The organism is Neorhizobium populisoli (genome assembly GCF_019430945.1).
GTDB lineage: Bacteria > Pseudomonadota > Alphaproteobacteria > Rhizobiales > Rhizobiaceae > Neorhizobium > Neorhizobium populisoli.
This window is the reverse complement of sequence record NZ_JAHYCB010000002.1, coordinates 612,253-631,778: the sequence shown is the minus strand read 5'-3', so window position 1 is coordinate 631,778 and position 19,526 is coordinate 612,253. Positions and strand designations below refer to the sequence as shown.

Sequence of the window (19,526 nt, the reverse complement as noted above, 5' to 3'; positions counted from 1 at the left end):
ATTATGAAGGTGACCCGGACGGGCTGGTCAGTGACCGTCCGGATCAATTTCAAAACATAAGCAAACGGTGGGCGAGGTTGCACCCTCGCTCACCACTCCAGCAAGATATGCCAATCCGCCTCTTTTTTCAATTGCGGTTTGCGGCTGGAAATCGATGCACCGCCGCAATCTTCCGCCGCCAGGAGGGTGCCAGGACCGAACGCGTCACAGCGGTCTGCTCGTAGGCGTGAATGAAATGGTTCGGCCCAGCCAGAATGCCTGCGTGTTTCGCGGCGCAGTCCGGCCGCCAGCGGAAAAGCAACAGATCGCCCGGCTCGGCCTCCGTCACGGGAAGTGCCGCGCCGAACAGTCTCTCCGCGGCGTTCATCAACCGGTCTTCGCCACTGCGCTCCGCCCAGTCCGGTGCATAAGCCGGCACCTCCTCCGGTTCCTGACCGTAGAGTTCGGACCACACGCCGCGAACCAGGCCGATGCAATCGCAGCCGATTCCCTTCGACGTGCCCTGATGGCGGTAGGGCGTGCCGATCCAGTCCTCCGCAAGCATCAGGACCTTTTCGCCTATGTCGCTCATTCGAAGATCGGGCCGCCGTCGTGGGCCCGCTCTCCGTCCGCATAGGAATAGGCGAAATCCGTGCCCGGCACATGCGGGAAGCCTCGAAAATTGAGGTGATTGGAAAAGCGTGCCTTGCAGGTGGCAAAGGACTTGTCGCAGCCGGCTGTGATGGAGAAACCGGCCCCGGCCACAACGAGCTCCTCCAGCGGCAGCCAGAAGATCAGCTCCGCCAGGCCGCCGGCAATCCTTTCGTGACTTTCGATATCGGCCGAGGGTCCATCGGCGAACGTCAACAATCCCTGCCGAAAGAAACCGCTCTCGAAACCGGATAGCCCGGAAACGACGACCCGGCTTGCATCCCTGATCTCCATCACGATCCCCTCTCCGCGCCAGGCGGCAAGATCGATGCCGCAACGCGCATCGCCCAGAGTGGCGTCGCAGCGGCGGCCATAGACGCGGCCCTGCGGCTGGTTCAGGCGATGCGAGAGGCTGCGCAGCTCGGCCGTGAATTGTCCTGCGGCGCGGGAAACCTCGCCGATCTCCCGCACATTCAGCAGCACATGCTGCTCAGGCATCGCCCAATTGACGAGGAACAGTTCTACCCGAGCCCCATCGAAGCGGCCTGCCGCCAGATCCTCCTCGCGGATCGCTGCGCTGGAAAAGCCTCCCGCCACCTCATCGGCACCGGCCGACAGGCCTGTTGCGGCCTCCGCATCGCTCGCGGCAAAGCCGCTCGCCGCCGAAAAGGTCGTGCCGCCGAAGGTGAGGTCGCAATCGTGTTCGGTAAAGCCCAACACCGCTCCGTCGCGGCGGGTGACCCGCCAGCAATGGCAGGTGGTTGTCGCCTCGCCGGCCAGATGCTCCGCCAAAGCCGCCGGAATCGTCCTCATGCCAGCACCTCCGTCAACGGAATTGTCGGAATGCGCCCCGCATCGAAATGCGCGAGATTGACGTCGATCCGGTCGGTATCGAAACGCACCGGTACGTCGAATTCGTAACCGGCCCTTATAACGGCGCCGGATGCCGGGATGTGCCCGGCCGCAAAGCAGATCATGCCGGTTGCCGGATCGACGTCGAAGGCCGTTACCGGTTGCGGCGTCCCATCGACGGAAACCACCACGCTGCCGGCAGACGGCTTGGCAATCCGACGTACCCAGCTGCCACCGTTATCGGAATAGGTCTTGAGCAGCTGAAAGGCCGCAGCAATGCCATCCCCCGTTCCGATGACCTGGTCTTCATAGGAAATGCCCTCGCCCGGCGCACAGGATTTCCAGTCGAGCGGATCGCGAAAACGGAAAGCATAGAGCTGACCGCCGCGCGCTTCGAAAAATTCCAGCACGGCATAAAGATCGGCGAGCGATTTCACGCCTGTCCCGACGTCGTAACTGCGGCGGGAATCCCGCCAGCGCTGGTTTCTCTGTTCGCGCCCATTCGACAGGTTGACGATATCGGTGCGCCGCACCGGACCACCGGTCGCGCCGAGCGCCAGCCTCAATGGAAACCGCACCTCGTGAAAGCTGCTCATTCTCTGCTCCTTTGAAAGCCTGCCGTCAAAGCGCTCTGCGTCCGCGCGCCGCGCTGCGTGCGAGCATTGCGGAAATCTGCCCCTCGCTCTTGCGGAAGCTCGTGGCATCGGTGGCCGTGACGTTGAAGACGATCTGTGGCGCCGCACCGCCCCCGCCCGCGGAAACCCCCAGCGCGCCATCCGGGCCGCGCCGCAAGGGCAGGATCGCCTCGGCGCCCGCTTCGCCCATCAGGCCAAGACCGCCAGAGGAACCGCCCATGGAAAAAAACGACGGAGAACGCACGACGCCGCCATTGGCGAAAGGCGTCACGGAGCCGACCAATCCACCGAGCGAGCTGCCGACAAGTTCTCCGACGGCATTGCCGAGCAGCCCTTCGAGCGGCTTCAGACCAGTGGCGAGCGCGATATCGGTCAGGCGATTTCCGAGGCCGCGCAGGACGTCTTCCAAACCTCTGCCGCCGGCCGTCGCGGAGCGCAGGGCACCGGTCAGCGCCGCGCCGAAACGCTGGGAGCGCATTTCGAGATCTGTCATGACATCGGTCAGGGCTTCGGCACCCGAAAGGGTGTCGGTGAATGTAGTCTCATCGTGTTCCATAAGACGCTCCCGGATGTTCTTCGCAGCATAGGCGCCGTTGCCCGTCTCACCTTCGGAACGGGCAATCACGTCGCGATCGGGGACCTGTCCGCATGAGGCAAGCGAACTCCCCCATCCGGAAACGCCCTCATCAGCGCCTCCAGCCCGACCCGTTCCAATCCTGAAGGCCGTGGTTTCAGTCCGCCGGTTGCAGCGTTGAATTCCCGCGGCGTGAGCGCCCAAAAATCCCGTATCGAAAGCCGCAGCAGGTGGAGGCCGACATGCAGGGCCGTGTCCCAGGGAAACGGCTCATGATGATCGGCAGTCTCGCCCGCTGCGGCTCTCAAGGGTTTGGTGCGGCGTCCTCCGGAGCGCCGAATGTCGCGACGAGCAGGTCGCCGACGATGCGTGCCGAACCGGCCAGGCCGCCCTCGATGCTCATCGCGGCCACCTCGTCGTCGGAGAAGAGATTGCCGCCGCCGCGAAGGCCGGCGCCGATCAGGCGGATCATGTCGGCGGCCTTCAGCCGGCCGGCGGAAAACCGTTCGGCCAAACCATTGAGGTCCCCTGTCGCGAAGGCCGTTTCCAGCTCCGCCAAGGCGCCGAGGGTCAGGCAGAGAACCCGGCGCTCGCCGTCGATCACCGCCTCCACTTCGCCGCGCCTGCGGTTCGCCCTTCCGCCGGCAAGCATCAGAGCGCTCCGAACGACAGGCTACCGGCCGATTCCAGCGCCAGTTCGAACCGCACCTCGCCATTGTGCTCGCCGGAATATTCGAGCGCCGTCACCTGAAACGGACCGGTGATCGTGCCGAAGGCGGGGATCAGCACCTGCCAATTCAGAATGCCGCCGGCAAAGAAGGCCGAGCGCACCAAAGCGTCGCTCGCCTGATCCTTGAACAGGCCGGCACCGGTCAGCGAAGCCCGCTGCATGCCGGCACCACCCAGCAGTTCGCGCCAGCGCCCGGCGCTCTCGGCGTCGGTGATGTCGACGGTCTCCGCATTGAAGGCGAGCCGCTTCTATCGCAGCCCCGCCACGGTCACGAACGTGCCGCCATTTTCGACCTTCAAAAGCAGGTCCTTGCCCTTCTGCGCCACCATGGCGAAGTCCTTTCAACGTTGATTTTCCGACTGATCGCAGATGCCGCTTCCGCTTGCTGCGGCCGGGTGCTACAGCGCTTCGGTCTGCTTTTGTTCCGAGTCTCTTCCCGCCCCAAGCCCTGCCCCCCAAGTCCCGCCAAAGTCCCGCCAAAGCCCCGCGCCATCCAGGCCTCGCCATGCCGAAACCAGCCGCCTTACGCTCGACGCAAACCATCGCCGTGCTTGCCGTCACCCAGATCATTTCCTGGGGGACGACTTTCGACATGCTGGGCGTCATGGGACGCATCATCGCGCCGGATCTCGGCTTGGCGAACGAAGTGATCTTCTTCGGCCTGTCGATCATGATGCTGGTCAGCGCGCTCGCGGGACCGGCGACGGGAAGACTGCTCGACCGCCACGGTGCCGCACGCGTCATGGCCACCGCATCCGTCATCTTCGCTGCCGGCCTGCTGCTGCTCGCCGCGGCGCATGAGTTGATCATCTACGCGGCGGCCTGGGTGGTGATCGGCATCGGCGCTGCATTCGGCCTCTCGGCACCCGCCTATACGGCCGTCGTCGAGCGCGAGGGCATGAACGGCAAACGGATGATCGCCATCCTGATGCTGTTCACCGGGCTTTCGGCGACGATCTTCTGGCCGATCCTGGCGCTCCTGAACGATCTCGTCGGCTGGCGCTGGACTTTCGTCTTTACCGCTTCCCTGCAGATCTTCGTCTGCCTGCCGCTTTATCTCTTCTGCCTGCCAAAACCGGCCAGCGCGACAGAAAATGCCCAGTCGGCCGAGCTCACACCGGTTCCGCTCACGGACCAGGAGCGCCGCAAGGCGTTTTTCCTCGTCGCCGCGACGACCACGATCAGCTCGTTCATCGGCTTCGGCCTGTCGCCGACCTTTCTGGCACTGCTGCGCGCCGGCGGTGCTTCGCCGGCACTTGCCCTGCAGCTTGGTTCGGCCCGCGGGGCAATCGGCGTTTCCGCCCGTTTCGTCGATATGCTGCTCGGCCGGCGCGGCAACCCGATCCTGACGACGATCGTCGGCTCGGCGCTGACGCTGGCGAGCTTCCTCTTCGCAGCCTCCATCCCGTCATCGCCGATGGTACTGATCGTCTTCGTGGCGCTTTACAGTTTCGGCACCGGCGTCGCGGCAGTCGCCCGGGCGCTTCTGCCGTTGTCGATCTTTTCGGCAAAGGAATTCGGCCTGCAATCGGCCCGCCTCTCCCTGCCGCAAAACCTCGCGAATGCCGCCGCTCCGGTCATCTTCACCGCCATCCTCGACCGCGCCGGCACCACCGCCGTGCTTTTGACGGGCGCCGTGCTTTCCTCACTGTCGCTGGTTTTCGTACTGCTGCTGGCGGCGATGGTGCGGAAGGCGAATGGGCGGGTTAGATCAACCGCCGAGTGATGCGAGAATATCCTTGACGGGCAGAAGCAACGTGCGTTCGAGCCCCTTCGCCTGCCGAAAGCCGTATCTTAGGTAAAACCGCTCTGCGTCTTCATCCAGCGCATGCACCATGACGGCCCTGAAGGCGATCACTTCCGCGGTCGCGATGACGGCCAGAAGCGCATTTTTCAAAAGCTCGCCACCCAATCCCTGCCCCTGGTGGCGACGGTCGACGGCGAGCCGTGCCAGCAATGCAACCGGGATTTCCCCCGGTGCGCGATGACCCTTGACCTGCCGCGGCGCATGCTCACGCGAAATCATTCCGGCACAAAGCGAATGGTATCCGACGACACGAAAATCGGCATCCGCGATCACGAAGGTCCGGGTATAACCTTGTATTTGGTTGTGGAGTGCCATGTCCTTCAGGAAGGCATCCAATGCGGGCTTGCCGCTGTCGAAATCGCTTACGCCATGCCGATCTTCGAGTGGGACGGGTTTGCGGTACATGCCTCAGTCGAGCCATTCCCGGTTCGACTTGAGCAGGTTGGCCAGTTTCTCGTTCACCTGCGCAGGTTCTGCCAGCAATTGCTCGACAGCGCTGAAAACCTCCGCATCGACCCCGACGAAACGCTGCTCGAGCAGCTCTTTCTGCGCGGCGGCATAAGCTGCCTCCGTCATGAAAGCGCTCAGCGATTTGCCCGATACTTCCGCGGCTCGGGCAATAATGTCCCGCGTGCCGGAATCGACACGCAGATTGATCGTCTCGCTCTTTCGAAGTGCAACCATGGCCAACTCGCTTGTAACTGCATTGTATATACAGATTTGAAGCTAACTTTCCAAGCCTGGATTTATTCCGTCACAGCCCTGAACCGCATCTCGCAGACATACAATTTCGTCTTCGGTTCGCGGCGCGCTTTCTGGCTCGTCTGCAAAAGGCTGACCAGCGAAAATCCTTCCATATCCAGTACCGCGTCATGCAGCAGGCCGTGGAGGATGGCGGCGATCTGTTGTGCCTGGCGACGCCCCTCGCCGTCGGACCAGATTTCCAGCATGATGAAATGCTCTTCGCCATCCTCGGTGGAGGTAGAGAAGTCGCGGGTTTCCAGGTCACCGAACACGATGCAGGGCAAAACGGCGCGCGGCATGAGACGGTCGCGAATACCCTCCGGACCGAGGATCGCGGTCAGTGCGGCGTCGCCGGAAAGACGCGGGTGGATGGCCTGCAGAAGGGCATTGGCAGCGCTCATCGGGCCTCTTCCTCGCATTGGCAGACGAGATAACGCGTCGTTTCATCGGGATCACGCACCAGTTTCACCCCGAAAAGCCGTTCGCCTTTGCGAAAACGCTGGCCGGCCGCGATATCACTGCGGTGGCGCACCCAGATTCGGTGGCTGATCGTGGCGCCCTCTGCCGCAGCTTCTTCTCCCACGACGAATGAAACCGGCTCGATGCGTGCCCAGAGCGAAGCCGTGACGGTCCATGCGACGGTCGCGCCGCCCTGGCCGTCCGGTTCGGTGTCCGGCACTTCGAGATCCAGCCTTGCGGTCATCTGGCCGGGATCGAAGAAGGTGACCATCAGAGCCTCCGGCTGCGATAAGGCGCGATCAGCCGCTCATAGCCATCCGGGATGCCGGCCGGCTGCTGGTCGGGCGAGATCACGCCGCGGAAGGCGAACATGTGGCCGGTATGGATCGACATCGCCCGTTTCAGCGTATCGGGCACATCGGCCCCCGCCTCGCCGAAACCAGCGGAAAAATCGATCTCGATGCCGTTCATCGCCTGACCGGGTGTCGGCGGCGATTTCAGCCATAATCTTGCGGGACGGCCTTCCCCATCGAGAAGATGATCTTCCAGTGGAACTTCAACGGCAGCGCCATCGGCTTCGTAGACGGTCACCGCATCGATCGTCCGCACCGGGTATTTCTCGATGCGGGCAATGCCGTCTTTCGGCCAACGGTAGAGATAAAGCCGCCAGGACTGGGTGATCAGGCATAGGCCGGTCTCGCGTTCCAGATGCTCGCGGGCAGTGGCGATCAGCGAGGTGAGGAGCGCGTCTTCGTCAGTGCCGTCGATGCGCAGATGGACCTTTATCTCGGCAAGCGTCAGCGGCTCCGCGGAGGGCGGGGTGGTTTGGGCATAGGTCATGGGGATCCTCGAATTGGGGGTAGCCCCTCATCCGCCTGCCGGCACCTTCTTCCCGCCTGCGGGAAAAGGAGGTATGCCGCACCGGCTCCCAAGCTTCGACGCCTGGGCGGGGCAAGTCCCCTCTCCCTGTCATAACGGGGAGAGGGTTAGGGTGAGGGGCAGTTCAGGACGATAACAATGCCACCGCCGCATCAGCTCACTGCAAACTTCAGCACCTTGATCGCCTCGAAATTCTGCACGCCACCGCCGACACGCTTGGTGGTGTAGAACAGAACGTAAGGCTTGGCCGAATAGGGGTCGCGCAGGATGCGCACGCCGGCGCGGTCGACGACCAGATAGCCGGAGCGGAAATCGCCGAAAGCGACGGCGAGAGAGCCGGCACCGATATCTGGCATTTCCTCGGCTTCCGCGACCGGATACCCCATCAGCGAGGCCGGCTGGTTGGCGCTGACCGGCGGGCGCCAGAGATAGTTGCCGTCGGCATCCTTGAACTTGCGCACTTCCCCTTGCGTCTTGCGGTTCAGCATGAAGGTGCCGTTCTGGCGATGGCCGGCCTTCAGCGCGTAGACGAGATCGACGAGGTTGTCGGAGGGACTGGTCGCCTTAAAGGCTGCCGCATTGCCGGTGGCGATATAACCGAGATTGCCCCAGCTCCAGGCGCTGTCCGCCACCGTCGTATAGGAGAGGAAACCCTTCGGCTTGTTGACGCCGTCGCCGCGGATGAAGGCATCGCCTTCCTGTTCGGCAAAGACGATATCCACCTCGCCGGCGATCCAGGCCTCGATATCGACCGCCGCGTCGTCCAGCAGCGCCTGGGTCGCGGCCGGCATGGCATAGAGTTCCATGGTCGGGAAGGAAAGCTCGGCGAGCTGCGGCGTGGAGGTCTGCGGCCGGGCGGCGGTTTCCGCCACCCAGCCGGTGGAAAGGCCCGACGTCGCGAAGGGCTTTTTCAGCACGGCGGAAGAGACGGTGCGCACGGAAGACAACGCCCGCATCGGCGAGACGACGGAGACGCGACGGCCGATCTCGATATCGGTTTCCGGCGGAACGATATAACCGCCGTCGGCGCCGGTCGTGCCGGAGAATGCCTTGGCTTCCAGCTCGCGCAGGCCGGCTTCGTCACCGCGACGGATATAGGCATCGAAGGCCGCCTTGTGCTCGATGGCTTCCGGCGAAAGCTCGCCGCGCGCCGACCCACCACCACCCAGCGGCGGCCGGGCCTTTTTCAGCACCAGCTGGTCGAGAACCTTCTTCTGGTCGTCCATGGCGCGGTTGATGCGGTCCATCTTGTCGCGCGTCACCACATCGGCGGTCAGCTTCTTTTCGATCTCGCCGAGCCTGGTGTCGTTGACCTCCTTGAAGGCCTCGAACGCTTCCATGAATTCGTCGAAGGCAGCCGTTACCGTTTCGGGAACGCCTTTCACTTCGGGGGCCTTGATTTCGGGCGCAATGGTAACCTGCTGCGTCATATCGATTTTCCTTTGATAGTTGAGTTCATCATCATTTTCGCCGCCCGCCGCATCTGGCGGACAAGCTCGGTTTCCCGGTCGCGGAAAAACCGCGCATGCTTGACGTTGGAGACCCTGGCCGACGGCAGCATCGGAAAAGTCACCACCGAAATTTCCCAGAGATCGGCTTCCAGAATGCGCCGCACGCCGGTCTTGGCGTCGGTGCGGGCCTTGACCGTTCGAAAGCCGATCGACAGCCCGTCCAGCGCGCCAGTCTTCATCAGCGACAGAACCTCGCGGGACCGGCCGACGCCGGGCGCAAGCACACCCTCGACATAGAGCCCGCGGGCATCCTCTCGGATCGTCTTCCAGGCGCCGATCGGTTCGTTCGGATCGTGCTGGAAGAGCATCCTGACGCCCGCCGGGCCGCGCTCGACCAGCGAGTTCAGGAAGGCGCCGCGCTCGATCCGATCCTTGCCGAGATCGACTTCGCCGAACACGCTGGCATAACCGGAAAACGTGCCGTCTCCGGTGATGCCGGCGAGCTCCAGATTGGCGAATTTGCGCACATCGGGGCGCAAGGCGGTGCGCGCGATCGGGCGCGGCCCGCGGTAAACGTGCATGGGTATTCTCCCTGAAATTGAAATGGAGGCGGCCCCTCATCCGCCTGCCGGCACCTTCTCCCCGCATGCGGGGAGAAGGAAATCTGACGCTCCCTCAACCTCCATCGATAACGTTGAAGACAGGCTAAGCGGTGCGATTGGCTTCCTTCTCCCCGTCATGACGGGGAGAAGGTCGCGGCAGCGGGATGAGGGGCAAACGCCCTACCCCACCCGCTTCCCATACCTTTCCGCTATCCGGGCCAGCATGCCGAGCACCCACCAGGCGCAGAGGCTTGCGGCCGCGGACCCGGTCAGCATCACCTCCGGCCCGGAAAGCTCGCCGGCAATGCCGAGCCGTTCGACCAGCCAAACCCCTGTCGGTCCGCCGAAAACGAGGCCGCAGCTGATGCCGGTCAGAAACCGGCTTGCGGCCTCCCGGCGGCTTTTCGGAAAGAGGTAGATGAGCGAGACCCCCGCCCCCGCCGTGGCGCCGACGGCTTTTGCCGCCCACACCCCGGAATCGTTTCCAAGGTCAGCCATTTTTAATCTCTCTTGATTAGAATGGACAGAATAAAGCCCCGCACGTTTTCCTGCGTTACTTTAAGCAATTGCGGATGATCGAGTCTTTCGAGATGGTTGGCGCAGGTTGCTGAGGTGTTGATTCAGGAAACTCAAGCAGCGCTTTAACCCGCGAAATGAGGGCAAGCTTCTCTACTCAGCCCCGGCCCTTCGCTTATGCTCCGGGCGTTCGTCGCTACAATCGATCCACTGGATCGATTGCCCGGGCTGCGCCTGACCGCTCCTCACACCCTTCAATACCCCACCGCCTCGCGCTTCTCTTCATCGGTCAGAAACGCCGCGCCCCCTACCCTCGCCCAGAGCGCATCCCGTTCTGCTGCAAGTCCGGCGATGCGGTCGAGATCCGGCTCCAGCCGCAACCCGCCACTATGGTCATCAGACAGCCAGGCGGAGAAACTTGCCGCCGTGCGGGCGATCAGCGGCAGAACCGTGAGGCGGTAGAAGGCGCGGTTGGCCTCCTGGTAATTGGCATAGGTATTGTCGCCCGGAATGCCGATCAGCATCGGCGGCACGCCGAAGGCGAGCGCGATATCGCGGGCAGCACCGTTTTTCGCCTCGATGAAATCCATGTCCTTCGGTGAAAGCCCCATCGACTTCCAGTCCAGCCCGCCTTCGAGAAGAAGCGGCCGGCCGGCATTGACGGCGCCGGCATAACCGGCTTCCAGCTCCGCCTTCAGCCGCTCGTACTGGTCGGCGGAAAGGTTGCCGCCATCCTTCGGCTGGTAGACCAGCGCGCCGGAGGGTCTGGCGGAATTGTCGAGCAGCGCCTTGTTCCAGTTGGCCGCCGCATTGTGCAGGTCGAGCGCCGCGCCGGCAGCACCGAGCGGCGGGAAGCCGGAATGGTCGTCCAACGGGTGGAACAGCTTCAGATGCAGGAGTGCAAGCCCCTCGCCCTCCACCTCCGCCGGCAGCCGGCGCGTCGCGGAGCCAGCGCGATAATCGTAACCCGCAATCCAGCCGTCGCGGCCTTCCACGACACTGACCCTGTCAGGCCTCAGGAGATGCAGTTCGCGCAAAGTCCCGCCGATCGCCAACGGCTCGACATAGGCGTTTCCAGCGAGCAGCAGATGCCCGTACAGCGCCTCGAAAAAATCCGGCCCGCCCTGCCGCGCATTGGGCCGCGCAAGCAGCGCCGATAGCGGATGATCGACGACTTCCACGGTGCCGTCATATATCAGCCAGGGTACGGCGGCCGCCGCTTCGGCAACCATCCGCATGGCGCGATAGGCGACCGGATTGCGCATGAAGCCCGTCCGCGCCAGTGCGGCATAGGACCGCCCCGACCAATGCGCCGCCCCCTCGCCGGAGACGATCGCAAAGCCGGAGGCAAGACTTGCCGCCATCTTGGTTTCGGCCGGCTGGGCTGCAGGCACAATTTTTCGCCCGCCCGTGAAAAACCACGGCAGGTGGAATGGAGATTTCATGGGTGATTATTCCTCGGGTTTAAGCGGCCATTTCGACGGGTAATGCGGTCCCACGGCATACCGATGGCACCATCATTCGTTTTCTCGATCAGGCCGGCATCCAGCAGCGCGTCGACATGCGGTCAAGGCGAAAACTATCCGTCAACCCAATGCTTTCAGGAACGCACTCGCATGCCGCGCCACCAGCGCCGCCCGGTCGGTACCGTTGATGATCCGCCGTGCGCCGAGCCAGTCGGTCTTGCGGGGGCCGAAATAGTCGTCGAGGCGCTTGCCGGTGAAACTGCCGCGGCGCATGCCTTCGATCAGGATCGCTACCGCCACGTCCATCTGCATGGCGCGGGCCGGGTCGGCCACGAGGTCGATGCCGGTGACGGTGGACATGGTTTCGTAATTGCGTCGATGGGTGAGTTGCACCAGGCCGCGACCGAGCCAGCTTTTGCCCTCATCGTCCGGTCGCCAATAGGGCGTCCTGACGTTGCTCAGCAGACCCTTGGCGAAGGCGCGGTCAAGACGGGCGATCGCGGCCGCGTCGGTTGTCGCCAGCGTTTCGCGGACCGACTGCATGGTGGCGGCGGTCTCGTGAAAGGCGGTCGCCAGAACATAGGCGAGAGCATCGCTTCGCCCGTCCGGCACCCGCGCCCGCCAGCCGCTCAGAATGGCCTCCAGACCATCGACCTGCGCCTGGCTCAACCGGCCTTGAAACAGACCGGAGCGAACGGCGTCGAAGAAGAGAGCACGGTTGAGTGCCATGTTAATCTTACCCCTTTACCGAGTTCACATGTTTCAATCGGTTTAGAAAAACTAAATCGTTTTAAGAATTTAGCGGCAACTTTACTTTGCGCTAACGATATGGAACCAACGGCGCCGGACGGTGTTTATGACAGCCTTCCACAGACTCTAGAGGAGATCATGATGATGCAGCAGCCGGTGCAGGCAGCCCCTTCGAACCCCATTCCGCAGCACATCGTCGAGCGTCTGGAATCCGAATGGAAACAGATGCGCGAGAGCGCTCCGGCAAAGCCTGCAAAGCAGGGCTGATTGATCTTTCGGAACAGTATGCCGAAACTGCGAAACTATCTGACGCCGGTCCTTCTGGGAGCGGCGCTTCTGTTTTTTGTGGGCCTGATGTTCAGGAACAGCCTCGACCCGGCTTGCCTGACCCTTCGCGCCGAGCACGATGATCGCATGTCCAGGTCGAACGCGCTTTTGCTGCGCGTTTCAACCCTTACATCCGGCGAACAGTGCGCCTTCCATCAAGAACGAGCAGCACTCCTCGCCGAAGAACTTCGTCCCGGCCAGGCCTGTTTCACGCCGGCGCGCGGCGCGGATGCCAACCGGCTGCAGACGGAAGCGCGGCTTCATGCCGATCTGGCGCAGGGCTGCACGCGGTAAGGACATTCACACACCTCTGACGCGCGGCTCCGACTGGCCCTCCAGCAGGAGCGCCGTCAACGCCCAGACCAGCGCATCCAGCCGGTCGGGCGACCGGCCCGTGGACAGACCGTTCGGGCCGAAGTCGCACATCTGATCTTCCAATTCCGTGAACCGCCCCGCATGCGCCACGCGCCCCTGTTCGTAGAGGGCTGCGACCGGTTCGGCCCGCAGGAATTTTCCGCGCGTCGCCCGCACCATCGTCACCGGCAGGGCGGCATCGACGCTTTTCAGCATCGCCGTCACCATCTCGCCGCCCTGGTTCACTTCCGCCACGACACGATCGGCCTGGAAGCGCTGATAGGCGTTTGCCACGGCATTGGCCCAACCGGCCGGACTTGCGCCCGCCACCGAGCAATCGGCCAGAACCACGGCCCTGCCGCCGGTCTCCAGCCCCGCCACGACAATGCCGCAGCAGGAGTTTTCGCCCGAGCCGGAGGGCGGATCGACTGCGACGACGATGCGCCGCAGCGTGCCGGTAAAGCGGATCACGCAGGCTTCGAGATCGGCGCGTTTCCACAGCGCATCCTCACGGTCCTCGATCAGCTCGCCGGCCAGCTCCTGCCGGCCGAGCCGCGTGCCGCCGTAACGCCGTTCCAGCGTCTCGATGAAGCCCGGCGCAAGATTGCCAGCATTGCCGCGGGTGGAGATTTTTATCAACTGCGTGCCGGGGTCGGCGATCAGCCGTTTCAGGATCGGCACCGGCCGCGGCGTGGTGGTGACGAGCTGACGCGGATATGTCCCGAGCCGCAGCCCGAATTGCAGCATGTCGAAGGTCTCCTGCGCATGTTTCCATTTGGCAAGTTCGTCGCACCAGGCAAAATGGAATTGCGGACCGCGCAGGGCCTCCGGGTCTTCGGAGGAGAAGATCTGCGCTACCGCGCCGCTCGGCCAGACCAGCCGGCGGCGGGAAATCTCGAAGTCCGGCCGCTTGTTGCGGGCAACCCGGCATATGCCGGAAACGCCGTCGATCATCACCTCGCGGGCATCGCCCAGCGTCTCGGCCACCAGCGCGATGCGCAGGTCCGAGCGCGTTTGTGCGGTGGCCAGCATATGCACCCACTCGGCGCCGGCGCGGGTTTTTCCCGATCCGCGGCCGCCCATGATCAGCCATGTGCGCCAGTCGCCACCGGGCGGGCGTTGTTCGCGGCGGCCGTTATAGTCCCAGTCGCGGTTGAGGCGATCGACATGAGGAGTGAGGAACTGGTCGATGTCGGGAGCGTATAGATCATCAGCAACGCTCGATGTGGAATTGAGGCCGTGCCCCCAGCCGGCCTCCCCCCTTGCGGGGGAGGTGTCGCCGGAGGTGACGGAGGGGGGTGGTTCAGCAAACGCTACCATCGTATCCGTGGCACCACCCCCATCTGTCAGCTCCGCTGACTGTTGGGGTTGAGCCACGGGTCTCAACCCGCTCTTCGAGCTCCCCGCAAGGGGGAAGACGGGAGGTTCCCCTGCAACGGGGGACGATATGGATACCGCCGCCTGTTCGTCCCTATCGACCTGTATTTCCCTATCAGCCAGCCCTTGCCCGATAGAAGCGGCCAGTATCCGGCCTCCGATGAAATCTGCCCGGCTCTCTTCGTGCTCGTCGATGATCCGCTGCATGTCCCGCCCATATCCCGCCGACACGGACTTCTTCCTATTTCCGGTCGCCTCCGCCGCCCGCCGCTTCGCCCGCTGGCTTTGCAGCACGATGTCCCGGCCTCTCGGCGAGGTCGGGCGGAGGGCCGTCGCGTTGCCAAGCCTCGAAAAGATCTCCAGCGATTTCATGGGCGCGGTCCTCGATCAGCTTCATGAAGCGGGCCTTGGCCTGCTCATAACCGCCCTCGTCGGCCGTCCGCTCCGCCTCGGCCTCCCGATCACGGGCGAGCTGGCGCTGCAGGCTGTCGACTTTTTCGAGCGTGCGGACGATCAGCGACATGGCGTCCGTCGCGGCCTTCACATCGGCACGCGCCAGTTTCTGGGCGGCCTCGTCGCCATCGGCGAGCGCTTTTTCCGCAGAGGTGCGCAGCGCCCGGAAGGTGGCGAACTGGTCGCGCATCTCCACCGTCATCTCGTTCAAAAGCCGGCGCAATTCCTCGGCGGGATCGAAAGCGCCCTCGGCCGACTTGGTCTCGAGCGGCACGCTGCGCACCTTGCGACGCAGCGCAGCGTCCTCCATGACTATGGGCTCGCCATAGGCCGGCGCGCGCTCCCAGAGCCCGAACAGCGCCGGATCGAATGTTTCAAGATCGTCCATGTCTGATATCCGTCGCCCGGCCGCACGGAAACGGTTGCGGCGACGCGCTGAAAAGCCCGTCCGCAGCCTCGTCCCGATCATGCGGCAAAAAGAAAGCCCGGTCGAAGCCGGGCTGATTGATCGAAACCTTGGCCGCCGAGAACTCTTCAAAGGCTCTCCGCCGGCGCAATTCTTCGACTATGACCAAAACCTATCAAACGACCGTCACGCCGTCAAGGATTATTTTCCTATTCTGCGATTTTCTTTCAGAGCGATTTCTTGATGCATCGAACATAGGTGTCAATGGTCCCGACCTTGGGTGGCGGCATCTGGCGGCCGGCGGCCTGACATTCGACCTCGGTCTTGAACTCGCCGATGACGCCAATTTCGGTATCGATCACATGCGACGGCGCGGTTGCGGACAGGGTGTAGATGATCACGACGAGAATATAGGTTGCCATGCGAATCCCCTCCTTATTGACAACCCATAAGTGCATACGGACCAACGAAGATCAACTTCCGTTACTTTCGCCCGCGGTTTGCAGGAAACTCGGCCGCAAGGCTGGAACGAAGCACGGTTTGCGCAGTTCACCCGCTGGCCGCCTTTCAGCCGCGATTGGTAGCCAAAGTATCGGCCATGTCGGATAACGGCCCCGGATAACGGACCAAGGAGGCCTGCCATGCCCCTCACCCGCCGCCAGTTTGCAGCGCTTGCCGCCGTGCTTTGCATGCCGGATTTGGGCAGCGCCCAGGACACGCCCGCCAAGGGCGGAACCGGAGACGGCAAAGGAGTTTTCTGGCGGGCAAAATTTGCAAGCCACGAAGCGGTCCTGTTCGGTTATGTCCGCATCCGGGCAAGCTTCCTTCCCGAGATGGTCGACGAGGGCAAACGCCTGATCGACAAGGCGGAAACCGTGCTGGTCGATATGAATCCCGGCCTCACTTTGCCGACGGTCAAGTTCAAGAACACCGATATCAAGCCCGTCTTTCCCGGCCTGGGACAGCCTTATCAGGACGAGTTCAGGACCGTCCTGGGGCCGTCGTTTCCGCAGGCGAGGCTGACGACCATGTCGGCTTTCGAAGCGGCCCTGCTTTTGAGCGGCGAAGGCCAGCAGGGGTTTTCAGCCAAGGATCCAAGCATCGGGCTGGTGCTGACCGATTACGGCATTTCCCGCGGGCTTGAGGTCAAGACACTCGCGACGGACGAGGAAATGCTGCGCATGTACAGGCCGCCCGACCTCGAGAAAGTCAATTCCGTCAGCCCGGCCGCGATCGTCTACCTGCTTGATCTGCGCCGCAGCGTCGGCCCGCTCGGCGCCTATTTCGACAGTCTCTACAAGGCGCGCGATGGCGAGGAAATCGCCCGGGTGGGTGCCGGTATCACCAGCCGGGGCGTGCTGACGCCGAGCGATTTTCTGGATGTGAAAGCCGCAAGCGGCCTGCTTGTCGAGCGGCTCGCCGGACTTCCGGCCGGCACGAACGCATTCGCTGCGGTGCCGATCGGCCTGCTTGCCGGTGGCTTCAGCATTCTCGGCGATCTCAAGTCGCGCGGTGCCGAACTGAGCGCAATCGACTGATGCGTTTCACCGTTACCGGTTACGTGCCGCAGAAGGTGCGGGTCACCCGTTCCTCCGGCTTCGGCGGGGTCATGTAGTCGGCAAATTCCGGCCTTTCCTCATAGGGCTTTTCCAGCGCCTGCATCAGACGTTCGAAAAAGCTCAGGTCGCCGTAATTGGCGGCGGCGATTGCCTCTTCCACGCGGTGGTTGCGGGCGATGACGGCCGGGTTGACGGCGCGCATCGCCGCGGCGCGTTCTGCGCCGGACTGTGTTTCGGCCTCCAGCCGCGCACGCCAGGAGGCGAGCCACTCCACCGCCTTTTCCCGAGCCGAAAAACAAGCGAGAAACGCCTCGTCCCTGCCCTCGGCCGCATCGGCCAGTCGCCGGAAGGCGAGCGTGAAATCCGCCTGCCCTTCATGCAGGACGCCAAGCAGTGCCTGGATCAGATCACCGTCTTTGTCGATAGAGGAAAATAATCCCATCTTCTGCCGGAAGATCGCCACCCATTCGGCCTGGAAGGTTTCGCCGAAGCGTTTCAGGACGCCGTTTGCCGCGTCCACCGCCTTGTCCTCGTCGGCATCGAGCAGCGGCAGCAGGCATTCGGAAAGCCGGGCGATGTTCCACTGGCCGATGCCGGGCTGGTTGCGATAGGCATAACGACCCTGTTGGTCGATCGAGGAAAACACCTTCATCGGATCGTATTCGTCGAGAAAGGCGCAGGGGCCGAAATCGATCGTTTCGCCGGAAATCGTCATATTGTCGGTGTTCATCACCCCGTGGATGAACCCGACGCCAAGCCAGCGGGCGATCAGCGCCGCCTGCCGTGCGGCCACCGCGTCCAGCAGCGCAAGATAAGGATTTTCCTTGGTTTTCAGCTCCGGATAGTGGCGGTCGATGACGTAGTCGGCAAGCGTCCTGACGCCCTCGTTGTCACCGCGAGCCGCGAAGAACTGGAAGGTGCCGACCCGCACATGGCTTGCCGCGACGCGCACGAACACGGCGCCCTGCTCCACCCGTTCACGATAGACCTGTTCGCCGGTCGCGACCGCCGCCAGCGCCCGTGTTGCCGGCAGGCCGAGGGCGGCGAAGGCTTCGGACACGATATATTCGCGCAGGACCGGGCCAAGTGCTGCCCGCCCATCACCCCGGCGGGAAAACGGCGTCGGGCCGGCGCCCTTCAGCTGGATATCGCGGCGGCGGCCTTTGCTATCGACCACTTCGCCGAGCAGGATCGCCCGCCCGTCGCCGAGCTGCGGCACGAAATTGCCGAACTGGTGGCCGGCATAGGCCATGGCGAGCGGCACCGCCCCCTGCGGCACGACATTGCCGGCAAGCGTCGCCGCGAGCCGGGTTGGGTCCGAAAGGTCGGCCTCGACGCCCAGTTCGGCCGCCAGCGCCGCATTGAATTTCAGAAGCTTCGGCCCATCCACCGGCTCGGGATAAACGGATGCGAAAAACCGGTCCGGCAGGCGGGCATAGGAATTGTCGAACTGAAACACGGGGAGCACTCCTTGAGCCATCGAAGGCCTTTCCCCCAATATGGGGAATCTCCCCCTCCGAACAAGCAAAATGCCGTTCGGTTGCGGCTCAGCCTTTCAGCCGCACCCCGAAACCGAACAGGAAGGTGATCAGCGCACCGGCCGCCGCCACGCCATAGAGCCAGAGCGCCGGGCTCGCATCGCCGCTTTCCAGTGCCGGCACGAGGCCGGTCGCCGTGGCGATCATGCCGGCAAGGCCCGCGCCGATCGCATAACCGGCAGTCGAGATGGTCGGCAGGAGCGCGCTGGCGAGGTCGCGTTCCGAGGTTTCGGCCGCCTCCATCGAGGCCTGGTTGATCGCCGCCCAGGCGATGCCGAAACCGGCTCCCACCGCCATCTGGCCGGCTACCAGCAGGGCCACCGAGCCGGCATGCAGCGCGATCCCGAGCGCCGCAAAACCGATGAACTGGAAAAGCGCGCCGCTGCGCATCAGCGCATGCCGGTTTTTCAGGACCGTGACGCGGCTGACAAAGACTGCGACCGTGCTCCAGGTGATCGCCATCACCACCACGAGATACCCCACCACCGCCGGGCGGAAATCGAAGACCGAACCGATCATCAGCGCCAGATAGACGCTGCCGGTCGAATGGCTGGCCGACATCAGCAACAGCACCCAGAAACCGTGGCCAAGCACCGAGCCCAGCCGGAAGGCGCCATGCGGGAAAAGCCGCGGGCCGATCCGCCCGTCGAGTTTCAGCGCCGGCAGGAAAAGCAGGGCGCCGACCGCCACTGCCGCCGCCTGCATGACGCCGCCGGTGGCAACGGACGAGAGCGACAGGACGAAACATGCGGCAACGCAAAGTCCGATGGTGGCTGCCGAGAACGGCGTGGGTGCGGCCTGCGTCACCCGCGGTTCGACGCAGAAGGTAAAAGCCGCCAGCAGCACGACGAAAGGCGCCACGGCGAGAAACGCCGCCCGCCAGGAGAAGGCTTCGGTCAGCAACCCGCCCGCCAGCGGCCCGGCAATCGCCGCCGCCGCCCAGACGATCGCTTCCACCGCAAAGACGCGCGGCAACAGCGCCGAAGGGAAATTGGCCGGGATGAGGCTGTAGCAGATCGCCACGATCAGGCCGTCCGCCACGCCCTGCAGTAGTCGTCCGGCAACGATCCAGGAAAAGGCGGGTGCGGCCATCGCCATCAGGCCGCCGAGCGAAAAGAGCAGTGCCGACAGGATCAGGCTGCGGCGGGCGCCAAACCGGTCGCGCACCGCAGCGGCGCCCGTTCCACCGGCGATTGACCCTAAGAAATACAGCGTATAGGCCCAGCTAAACCAGTTCGCCCCGCCGATCTCGACGGCGGCCGGCGGCAGCGCCGCAACGATCGCAAACTGGTTGAAGGCATGCAGGCCGATGCCCGCTGAAATCAGCCCCAGCATCAGCCCGTCGCGCCCGCTCAACAACCGCGACCAGCCGGTATTCACATCCTGAAACACGTTGAATTATCCCCGTTCCAAATCA

The 19,526-nt window shown here is 63.7% G+C and carries 26 protein-coding genes and 1 pseudogene; 5 read left to right on the top strand and 22 right to left on the bottom strand.

Translation table 11 applies throughout. The features are described from left to right. Nucleotides 1-127: 127 nt before the first annotated feature. From KX729_RS07435 to KX729_RS07405, 7 genes and pseudogenes are all read right to left on the bottom strand, one after another. Nucleotides 128-571 carry an NlpC/P60 family protein gene (locus KX729_RS07435; protein ID WP_219741771.1) on the bottom strand — a complete coding sequence of 148 codons (444 nt, stop codon included), beginning with the start codon at nt 569-571 and terminating at the stop codon, nt 128-130. Next, complete coding sequence (locus tag KX729_RS07430) at nt 568-1,443, bottom strand: phage/gene transfer agent baseplate hub protein (protein ID WP_219741770.1); 876 nt, start codon at nt 1,441-1,443, stop codon at nt 568-570. Before KX729_RS07430 ends, KX729_RS07435 begins: the two co-directional genes overlap by 4 nt. Beyond that, nucleotides 1,440-2,078: a DUF2460 domain-containing protein gene (locus tag KX729_RS07425; RefSeq protein ID WP_219741769.1), complete on the bottom strand. Its 639-nt coding sequence runs from the start codon at nt 2,076-2,078 to the stop codon at nt 1,440-1,442. Before KX729_RS07425 ends, KX729_RS07430 begins: the two co-directional genes overlap by 4 nt. A gap of 25 nt (nt 2,079-2,103) precedes the next feature. Beyond that, on the bottom strand, nt 2,104-2,673 hold the full coding sequence (locus KX729_RS07420) for a phage tail tape measure protein (protein WP_219741879.1): 570 nt from the start codon (nt 2,671-2,673) through the stop codon (nt 2,104-2,106). A 65-nt stretch (nt 2,674-2,738) separates the two neighbouring features. Further along, complete coding sequence (locus KX729_RS07415; protein ID WP_219741768.1) at nt 2,739-2,999, bottom strand: rcc01693 family protein; 261 nt, start codon at nt 2,997-2,999, stop codon at nt 2,739-2,741. Next, the gene (locus tag KX729_RS07410) at nt 2,996-3,343 is read right to left on the bottom strand and encodes a gene transfer agent family protein (RefSeq protein ID WP_219741767.1); all 348 of its coding nucleotides are present in this window, start codon (nt 3,341-3,343) and stop codon (nt 2,996-2,998) included. Before KX729_RS07410 ends, KX729_RS07415 begins: the two co-directional genes overlap by 4 nt. Continuing rightward, a pseudogene (locus KX729_RS07405) lies at nt 3,343-3,750 on the bottom strand (phage major tail protein, TP901-1 family). Before KX729_RS07405 ends, KX729_RS07410 begins: the two are co-directional and overlap by 1 nt. A gap of 176 nt (nt 3,751-3,926) precedes the next feature. Here KX729_RS07405 and KX729_RS07400 point away from each other — a divergent pair. Beyond that, a complete protein-coding gene (locus KX729_RS07400; RefSeq protein WP_219741766.1) occupies nt 3,927-5,147 on the top strand; it encodes an MFS transporter in 1,221 nt (406 codons plus the stop codon). Here the strand turns inward: KX729_RS07400 and KX729_RS07395 are convergent. The 10 genes from KX729_RS07395 to KX729_RS07350 form a co-directional block, all read right to left on the bottom strand. Further along, nucleotides 5,133-5,633 (bottom strand): GNAT family N-acetyltransferase, encoded by a 501-nt coding sequence (locus KX729_RS07395; RefSeq protein WP_219741765.1) that lies wholly within the window; start codon nt 5,631-5,633, stop codon nt 5,133-5,135. The two genes, KX729_RS07400 and KX729_RS07395, sit on opposite strands and share 15 nt — an antisense overlap. A 3-nt stretch (nt 5,634-5,636) precedes the next feature. Then, on the bottom strand, nt 5,637-5,912 hold the full coding sequence (locus KX729_RS07390) for a type II toxin-antitoxin system TacA family antitoxin (protein ID WP_219741764.1): 276 nt from the start codon (nt 5,910-5,912) through the stop codon (nt 5,637-5,639). 62 nt (nt 5,913-5,974) lie between these two features. Beyond that, nucleotides 5,975-6,373: a DUF3168 domain-containing protein gene (locus tag KX729_RS07385; protein WP_219741763.1), complete on the bottom strand. Its 399-nt coding sequence runs from the start codon at nt 6,371-6,373 to the stop codon at nt 5,975-5,977. Further along, nucleotides 6,370-6,702, bottom strand: coding sequence for a phage head closure protein (locus KX729_RS07380; RefSeq protein ID WP_376775934.1), 333 nt, complete (start codon nt 6,700-6,702; stop codon nt 6,370-6,372). The genes KX729_RS07385 and KX729_RS07380 overlap by 4 nt, the downstream gene beginning before the upstream one ends. Then, complete coding sequence (locus KX729_RS07375) at nt 6,702-7,271, bottom strand: head-tail connector protein (RefSeq protein ID WP_219741762.1); 570 nt, start codon at nt 7,269-7,271, stop codon at nt 6,702-6,704. The genes KX729_RS07380 and KX729_RS07375 overlap by 1 nt, the downstream gene beginning before the upstream one ends. Before the next feature lie 191 nt (nt 7,272-7,462). Then, the gene (locus tag KX729_RS07370) at nt 7,463-8,740 is read right to left on the bottom strand and encodes a phage major capsid protein (RefSeq protein ID WP_219741761.1); all 1,278 of its coding nucleotides are present in this window, start codon (nt 8,738-8,740) and stop codon (nt 7,463-7,465) included. Further along, entirely contained in the window at nt 8,737-9,342 is a 606-nt protein-coding gene (locus tag KX729_RS07365; RefSeq protein WP_219741760.1) for an HK97 family phage prohead protease, read from the bottom strand. Before KX729_RS07365 ends, KX729_RS07370 begins: the two co-directional genes overlap by 4 nt. 201 nt (nt 9,343-9,543) lie before the next feature. After that, the gene (locus tag KX729_RS07360; RefSeq protein WP_219741759.1) at nt 9,544-9,861 is read right to left on the bottom strand and encodes a DUF6107 family protein; all 318 of its coding nucleotides are present in this window, start codon (nt 9,859-9,861) and stop codon (nt 9,544-9,546) included. A gap of 272 nt (nt 9,862-10,133) precedes the next feature. Then, on the bottom strand, nt 10,134-11,243 hold the full coding sequence (locus KX729_RS07355) for a phage portal protein (protein WP_246617476.1): 1,110 nt from the start codon (nt 11,241-11,243) through the stop codon (nt 10,134-10,136). A 222-nt stretch (nt 11,244-11,465) separates the two neighbouring features. Continuing rightward, nucleotides 11,466-12,080: a hypothetical protein gene (locus tag KX729_RS07350; RefSeq protein ID WP_219741877.1), complete on the bottom strand. Its 615-nt coding sequence runs from the start codon at nt 12,078-12,080 to the stop codon at nt 11,466-11,468. A gap of 156 nt (nt 12,081-12,236) precedes the next feature. Between KX729_RS07350 and KX729_RS34240 the strand changes: the two genes are divergently transcribed. Together KX729_RS34240 and KX729_RS07345 are read left to right on the top strand one after the other, a co-directional pair. Continuing rightward, entirely contained in the window at nt 12,237-12,362 is a 126-nt protein-coding gene (locus KX729_RS34240) for a hypothetical protein (protein ID WP_281423211.1), read from the top strand. Between the two features lie 18 nt (nt 12,363-12,380). Next, nucleotides 12,381-12,716, top strand: a complete 336-nt coding sequence (locus tag KX729_RS07345) for a hypothetical protein (RefSeq protein WP_219741757.1) — start codon at nt 12,381-12,383, stop codon at nt 12,714-12,716. 6 nt (nt 12,717-12,722) lie between these two features. Here KX729_RS07345 and KX729_RS07340 read toward each other — a convergent pair whose 3' ends face one another. Together KX729_RS07340 and KX729_RS07335 are read right to left on the bottom strand one after the other, a co-directional pair. Beyond that, a complete protein-coding gene (locus KX729_RS07340; RefSeq protein WP_246617436.1) occupies nt 12,723-14,096 on the bottom strand; it encodes a DNA-packaging protein in 1,374 nt (457 codons plus the stop codon). A 298-nt stretch (nt 14,097-14,394) separates the two neighbouring features. Then, on the bottom strand, nt 14,395-14,994 hold the full coding sequence (locus tag KX729_RS07335; protein WP_219741756.1) for a hypothetical protein: 600 nt from the start codon (nt 14,992-14,994) through the stop codon (nt 14,395-14,397). Here KX729_RS07335 and KX729_RS07330 point away from each other — a divergent pair. Next, nucleotides 14,993-15,256 carry a hypothetical protein gene (locus KX729_RS07330; RefSeq protein WP_219741755.1) on the top strand — a complete coding sequence of 88 codons (264 nt, stop codon included), beginning with the start codon at nt 14,993-14,995 and terminating at the stop codon, nt 15,254-15,256. The two genes, KX729_RS07335 and KX729_RS07330, sit on opposite strands and share 2 nt — an antisense overlap. Here KX729_RS07330 and KX729_RS07325 read toward each other — a convergent pair. Continuing rightward, a complete protein-coding gene (locus tag KX729_RS07325; protein WP_219741754.1) occupies nt 15,240-15,434 on the bottom strand; it encodes a hypothetical protein in 195 nt (64 codons plus the stop codon). The genes KX729_RS07330 and KX729_RS07325 overlap by 17 nt on opposite strands. 219 nt (nt 15,435-15,653) lie before the next feature. On the opposite strand from KX729_RS07325, the gene KX729_RS07320 reads away from it, so the two are divergent. Next, on the top strand, nt 15,654-16,550 hold the full coding sequence (locus tag KX729_RS07320) for a hypothetical protein (RefSeq protein ID WP_219741753.1): 897 nt from the start codon (nt 15,654-15,656) through the stop codon (nt 16,548-16,550). A gap of 19 nt (nt 16,551-16,569) precedes the next feature. On the opposite strand, the gene KX729_RS07315 is transcribed toward KX729_RS07320, so the two are convergent. Together KX729_RS07315 and KX729_RS07310 are read right to left on the bottom strand one after the other, a co-directional pair. Beyond that, nucleotides 16,570-18,051 carry a protein adenylyltransferase SelO gene (locus tag KX729_RS07315; protein WP_219741752.1) on the bottom strand — a complete coding sequence of 494 codons (1,482 nt, stop codon included), beginning with the start codon at nt 18,049-18,051 and terminating at the stop codon, nt 16,570-16,572. A gap of 67 nt (nt 18,052-18,118) precedes the next feature. Further along, on the bottom strand, nt 18,119-19,501 hold the full coding sequence (locus tag KX729_RS07310; protein ID WP_219741751.1) for an MFS transporter: 1,383 nt from the start codon (nt 19,499-19,501) through the stop codon (nt 18,119-18,121). Between the last annotated feature and the right edge of the window lie 25 nt (nt 19,502-19,526).

What these genes read in the sequence shown, in the direction of transcription:
- KX729_RS07330 (WP_219741755.1), top strand. Translation starts at nt 14,993, where the DNA reads ATGTCTGATATCCGTCGCCCGGCCGCACGGAAACGGTTGCGGCGACGC.
- KX729_RS07380 (WP_376775934.1), bottom strand. Translation starts at nt 6,702, where the DNA reads ATGGTCACCTTCTTCGATCCCGGCCAGATGACCGCAAGGCTGGATCTC.
- KX729_RS07430 (WP_219741770.1), bottom strand. Translation starts at nt 1,443, where the DNA reads ATGAGGACGATTCCGGCGGCTTTGGCGGAGCATCTGGCCGGCGAGGCG.
- KX729_RS07390 (WP_219741764.1), bottom strand. Translation starts at nt 5,912, where the DNA reads ATGGTTGCACTTCGAAAGAGCGAGACGATCAATCTGCGTGTCGATTCC.
- KX729_RS07360 (WP_219741759.1), bottom strand. Translation starts at nt 9,861, where the DNA reads ATGGCTGACCTTGGAAACGATTCCGGGGTGTGGGCGGCAAAAGCCGTC.
- KX729_RS07370 (WP_219741761.1), bottom strand. Translation starts at nt 8,740, where the DNA reads ATGACGCAGCAGGTTACCATTGCGCCCGAAATCAAGGCCCCCGAAGTG.
- KX729_RS07435 (WP_219741771.1), bottom strand. Translation starts at nt 571, where the DNA reads ATGAGCGACATAGGCGAAAAGGTCCTGATGCTTGCGGAGGACTGGATC.
- KX729_RS07410 (WP_219741767.1), bottom strand. Translation starts at nt 3,343, where the DNA reads ATGCTTGCCGGCGGAAGGGCGAACCGCAGGCGCGGCGAAGTGGAGGCG.
- KX729_RS07355 (WP_246617476.1), bottom strand. Translation starts at nt 11,243, where the DNA reads ATGGCGGCAAGTCTTGCCTCCGGCTTTGCGATCGTCTCCGGCGAGGGG.
- KX729_RS07385 (WP_219741763.1), bottom strand. Translation starts at nt 6,373, where the DNA reads ATGAGCGCTGCCAATGCCCTTCTGCAGGCCATCCACCCGCGTCTTTCC.
- KX729_RS07365 (WP_219741760.1), bottom strand. Translation starts at nt 9,342, where the DNA reads ATGCACGTTTACCGCGGGCCGCGCCCGATCGCGCGCACCGCCTTGCGC.
- KX729_RS07395 (WP_219741765.1), bottom strand. Translation starts at nt 5,633, where the DNA reads ATGTACCGCAAACCCGTCCCACTCGAAGATCGGCATGGCGTAAGCGAT.
- KX729_RS07345 (WP_219741757.1), top strand. Translation starts at nt 12,381, where the DNA reads ATGCCGAAACTGCGAAACTATCTGACGCCGGTCCTTCTGGGAGCGGCG.
- KX729_RS34240 (WP_281423211.1), top strand. Translation starts at nt 12,237, where the DNA reads ATGATGCAGCAGCCGGTGCAGGCAGCCCCTTCGAACCCCATTCCGCAG.
- KX729_RS07315 (WP_219741752.1), bottom strand. Translation starts at nt 18,051, where the DNA reads ATGGCTCAAGGAGTGCTCCCCGTGTTTCAGTTCGACAATTCCTATGCC.
- KX729_RS07400 (WP_219741766.1), top strand. Translation starts at nt 3,927, where the DNA reads ATGCCGAAACCAGCCGCCTTACGCTCGACGCAAACCATCGCCGTGCTT.
- KX729_RS07375 (WP_219741762.1), bottom strand. Translation starts at nt 7,271, where the DNA reads ATGACCTATGCCCAAACCACCCCGCCCTCCGCGGAGCCGCTGACGCTT.
- KX729_RS07420 (WP_219741879.1), bottom strand. Translation starts at nt 2,673, where the DNA reads ATGGAACACGATGAGACTACATTCACCGACACCCTTTCGGGTGCCGAA.
- KX729_RS07320 (WP_219741753.1), top strand. Translation starts at nt 15,654, where the DNA reads ATGCCCCTCACCCGCCGCCAGTTTGCAGCGCTTGCCGCCGTGCTTTGC.
- KX729_RS07335 (WP_219741756.1), bottom strand. Translation starts at nt 14,994, where the DNA reads ATGGACGATCTTGAAACATTCGATCCGGCGCTGTTCGGGCTCTGGGAG.
- KX729_RS07325 (WP_219741754.1), bottom strand. Translation starts at nt 15,434, where the DNA reads ATGGCAACCTATATTCTCGTCGTGATCATCTACACCCTGTCCGCAACC.
- KX729_RS07425 (WP_219741769.1), bottom strand. Translation starts at nt 2,078, where the DNA reads ATGAGCAGCTTTCACGAGGTGCGGTTTCCATTGAGGCTGGCGCTCGGC.
- KX729_RS07340 (WP_246617436.1), bottom strand. Translation starts at nt 14,096, where the DNA reads ATGGTAGCGTTTGCTGAACCACCCCCCTCCGTCACCTCCGGCGACACC.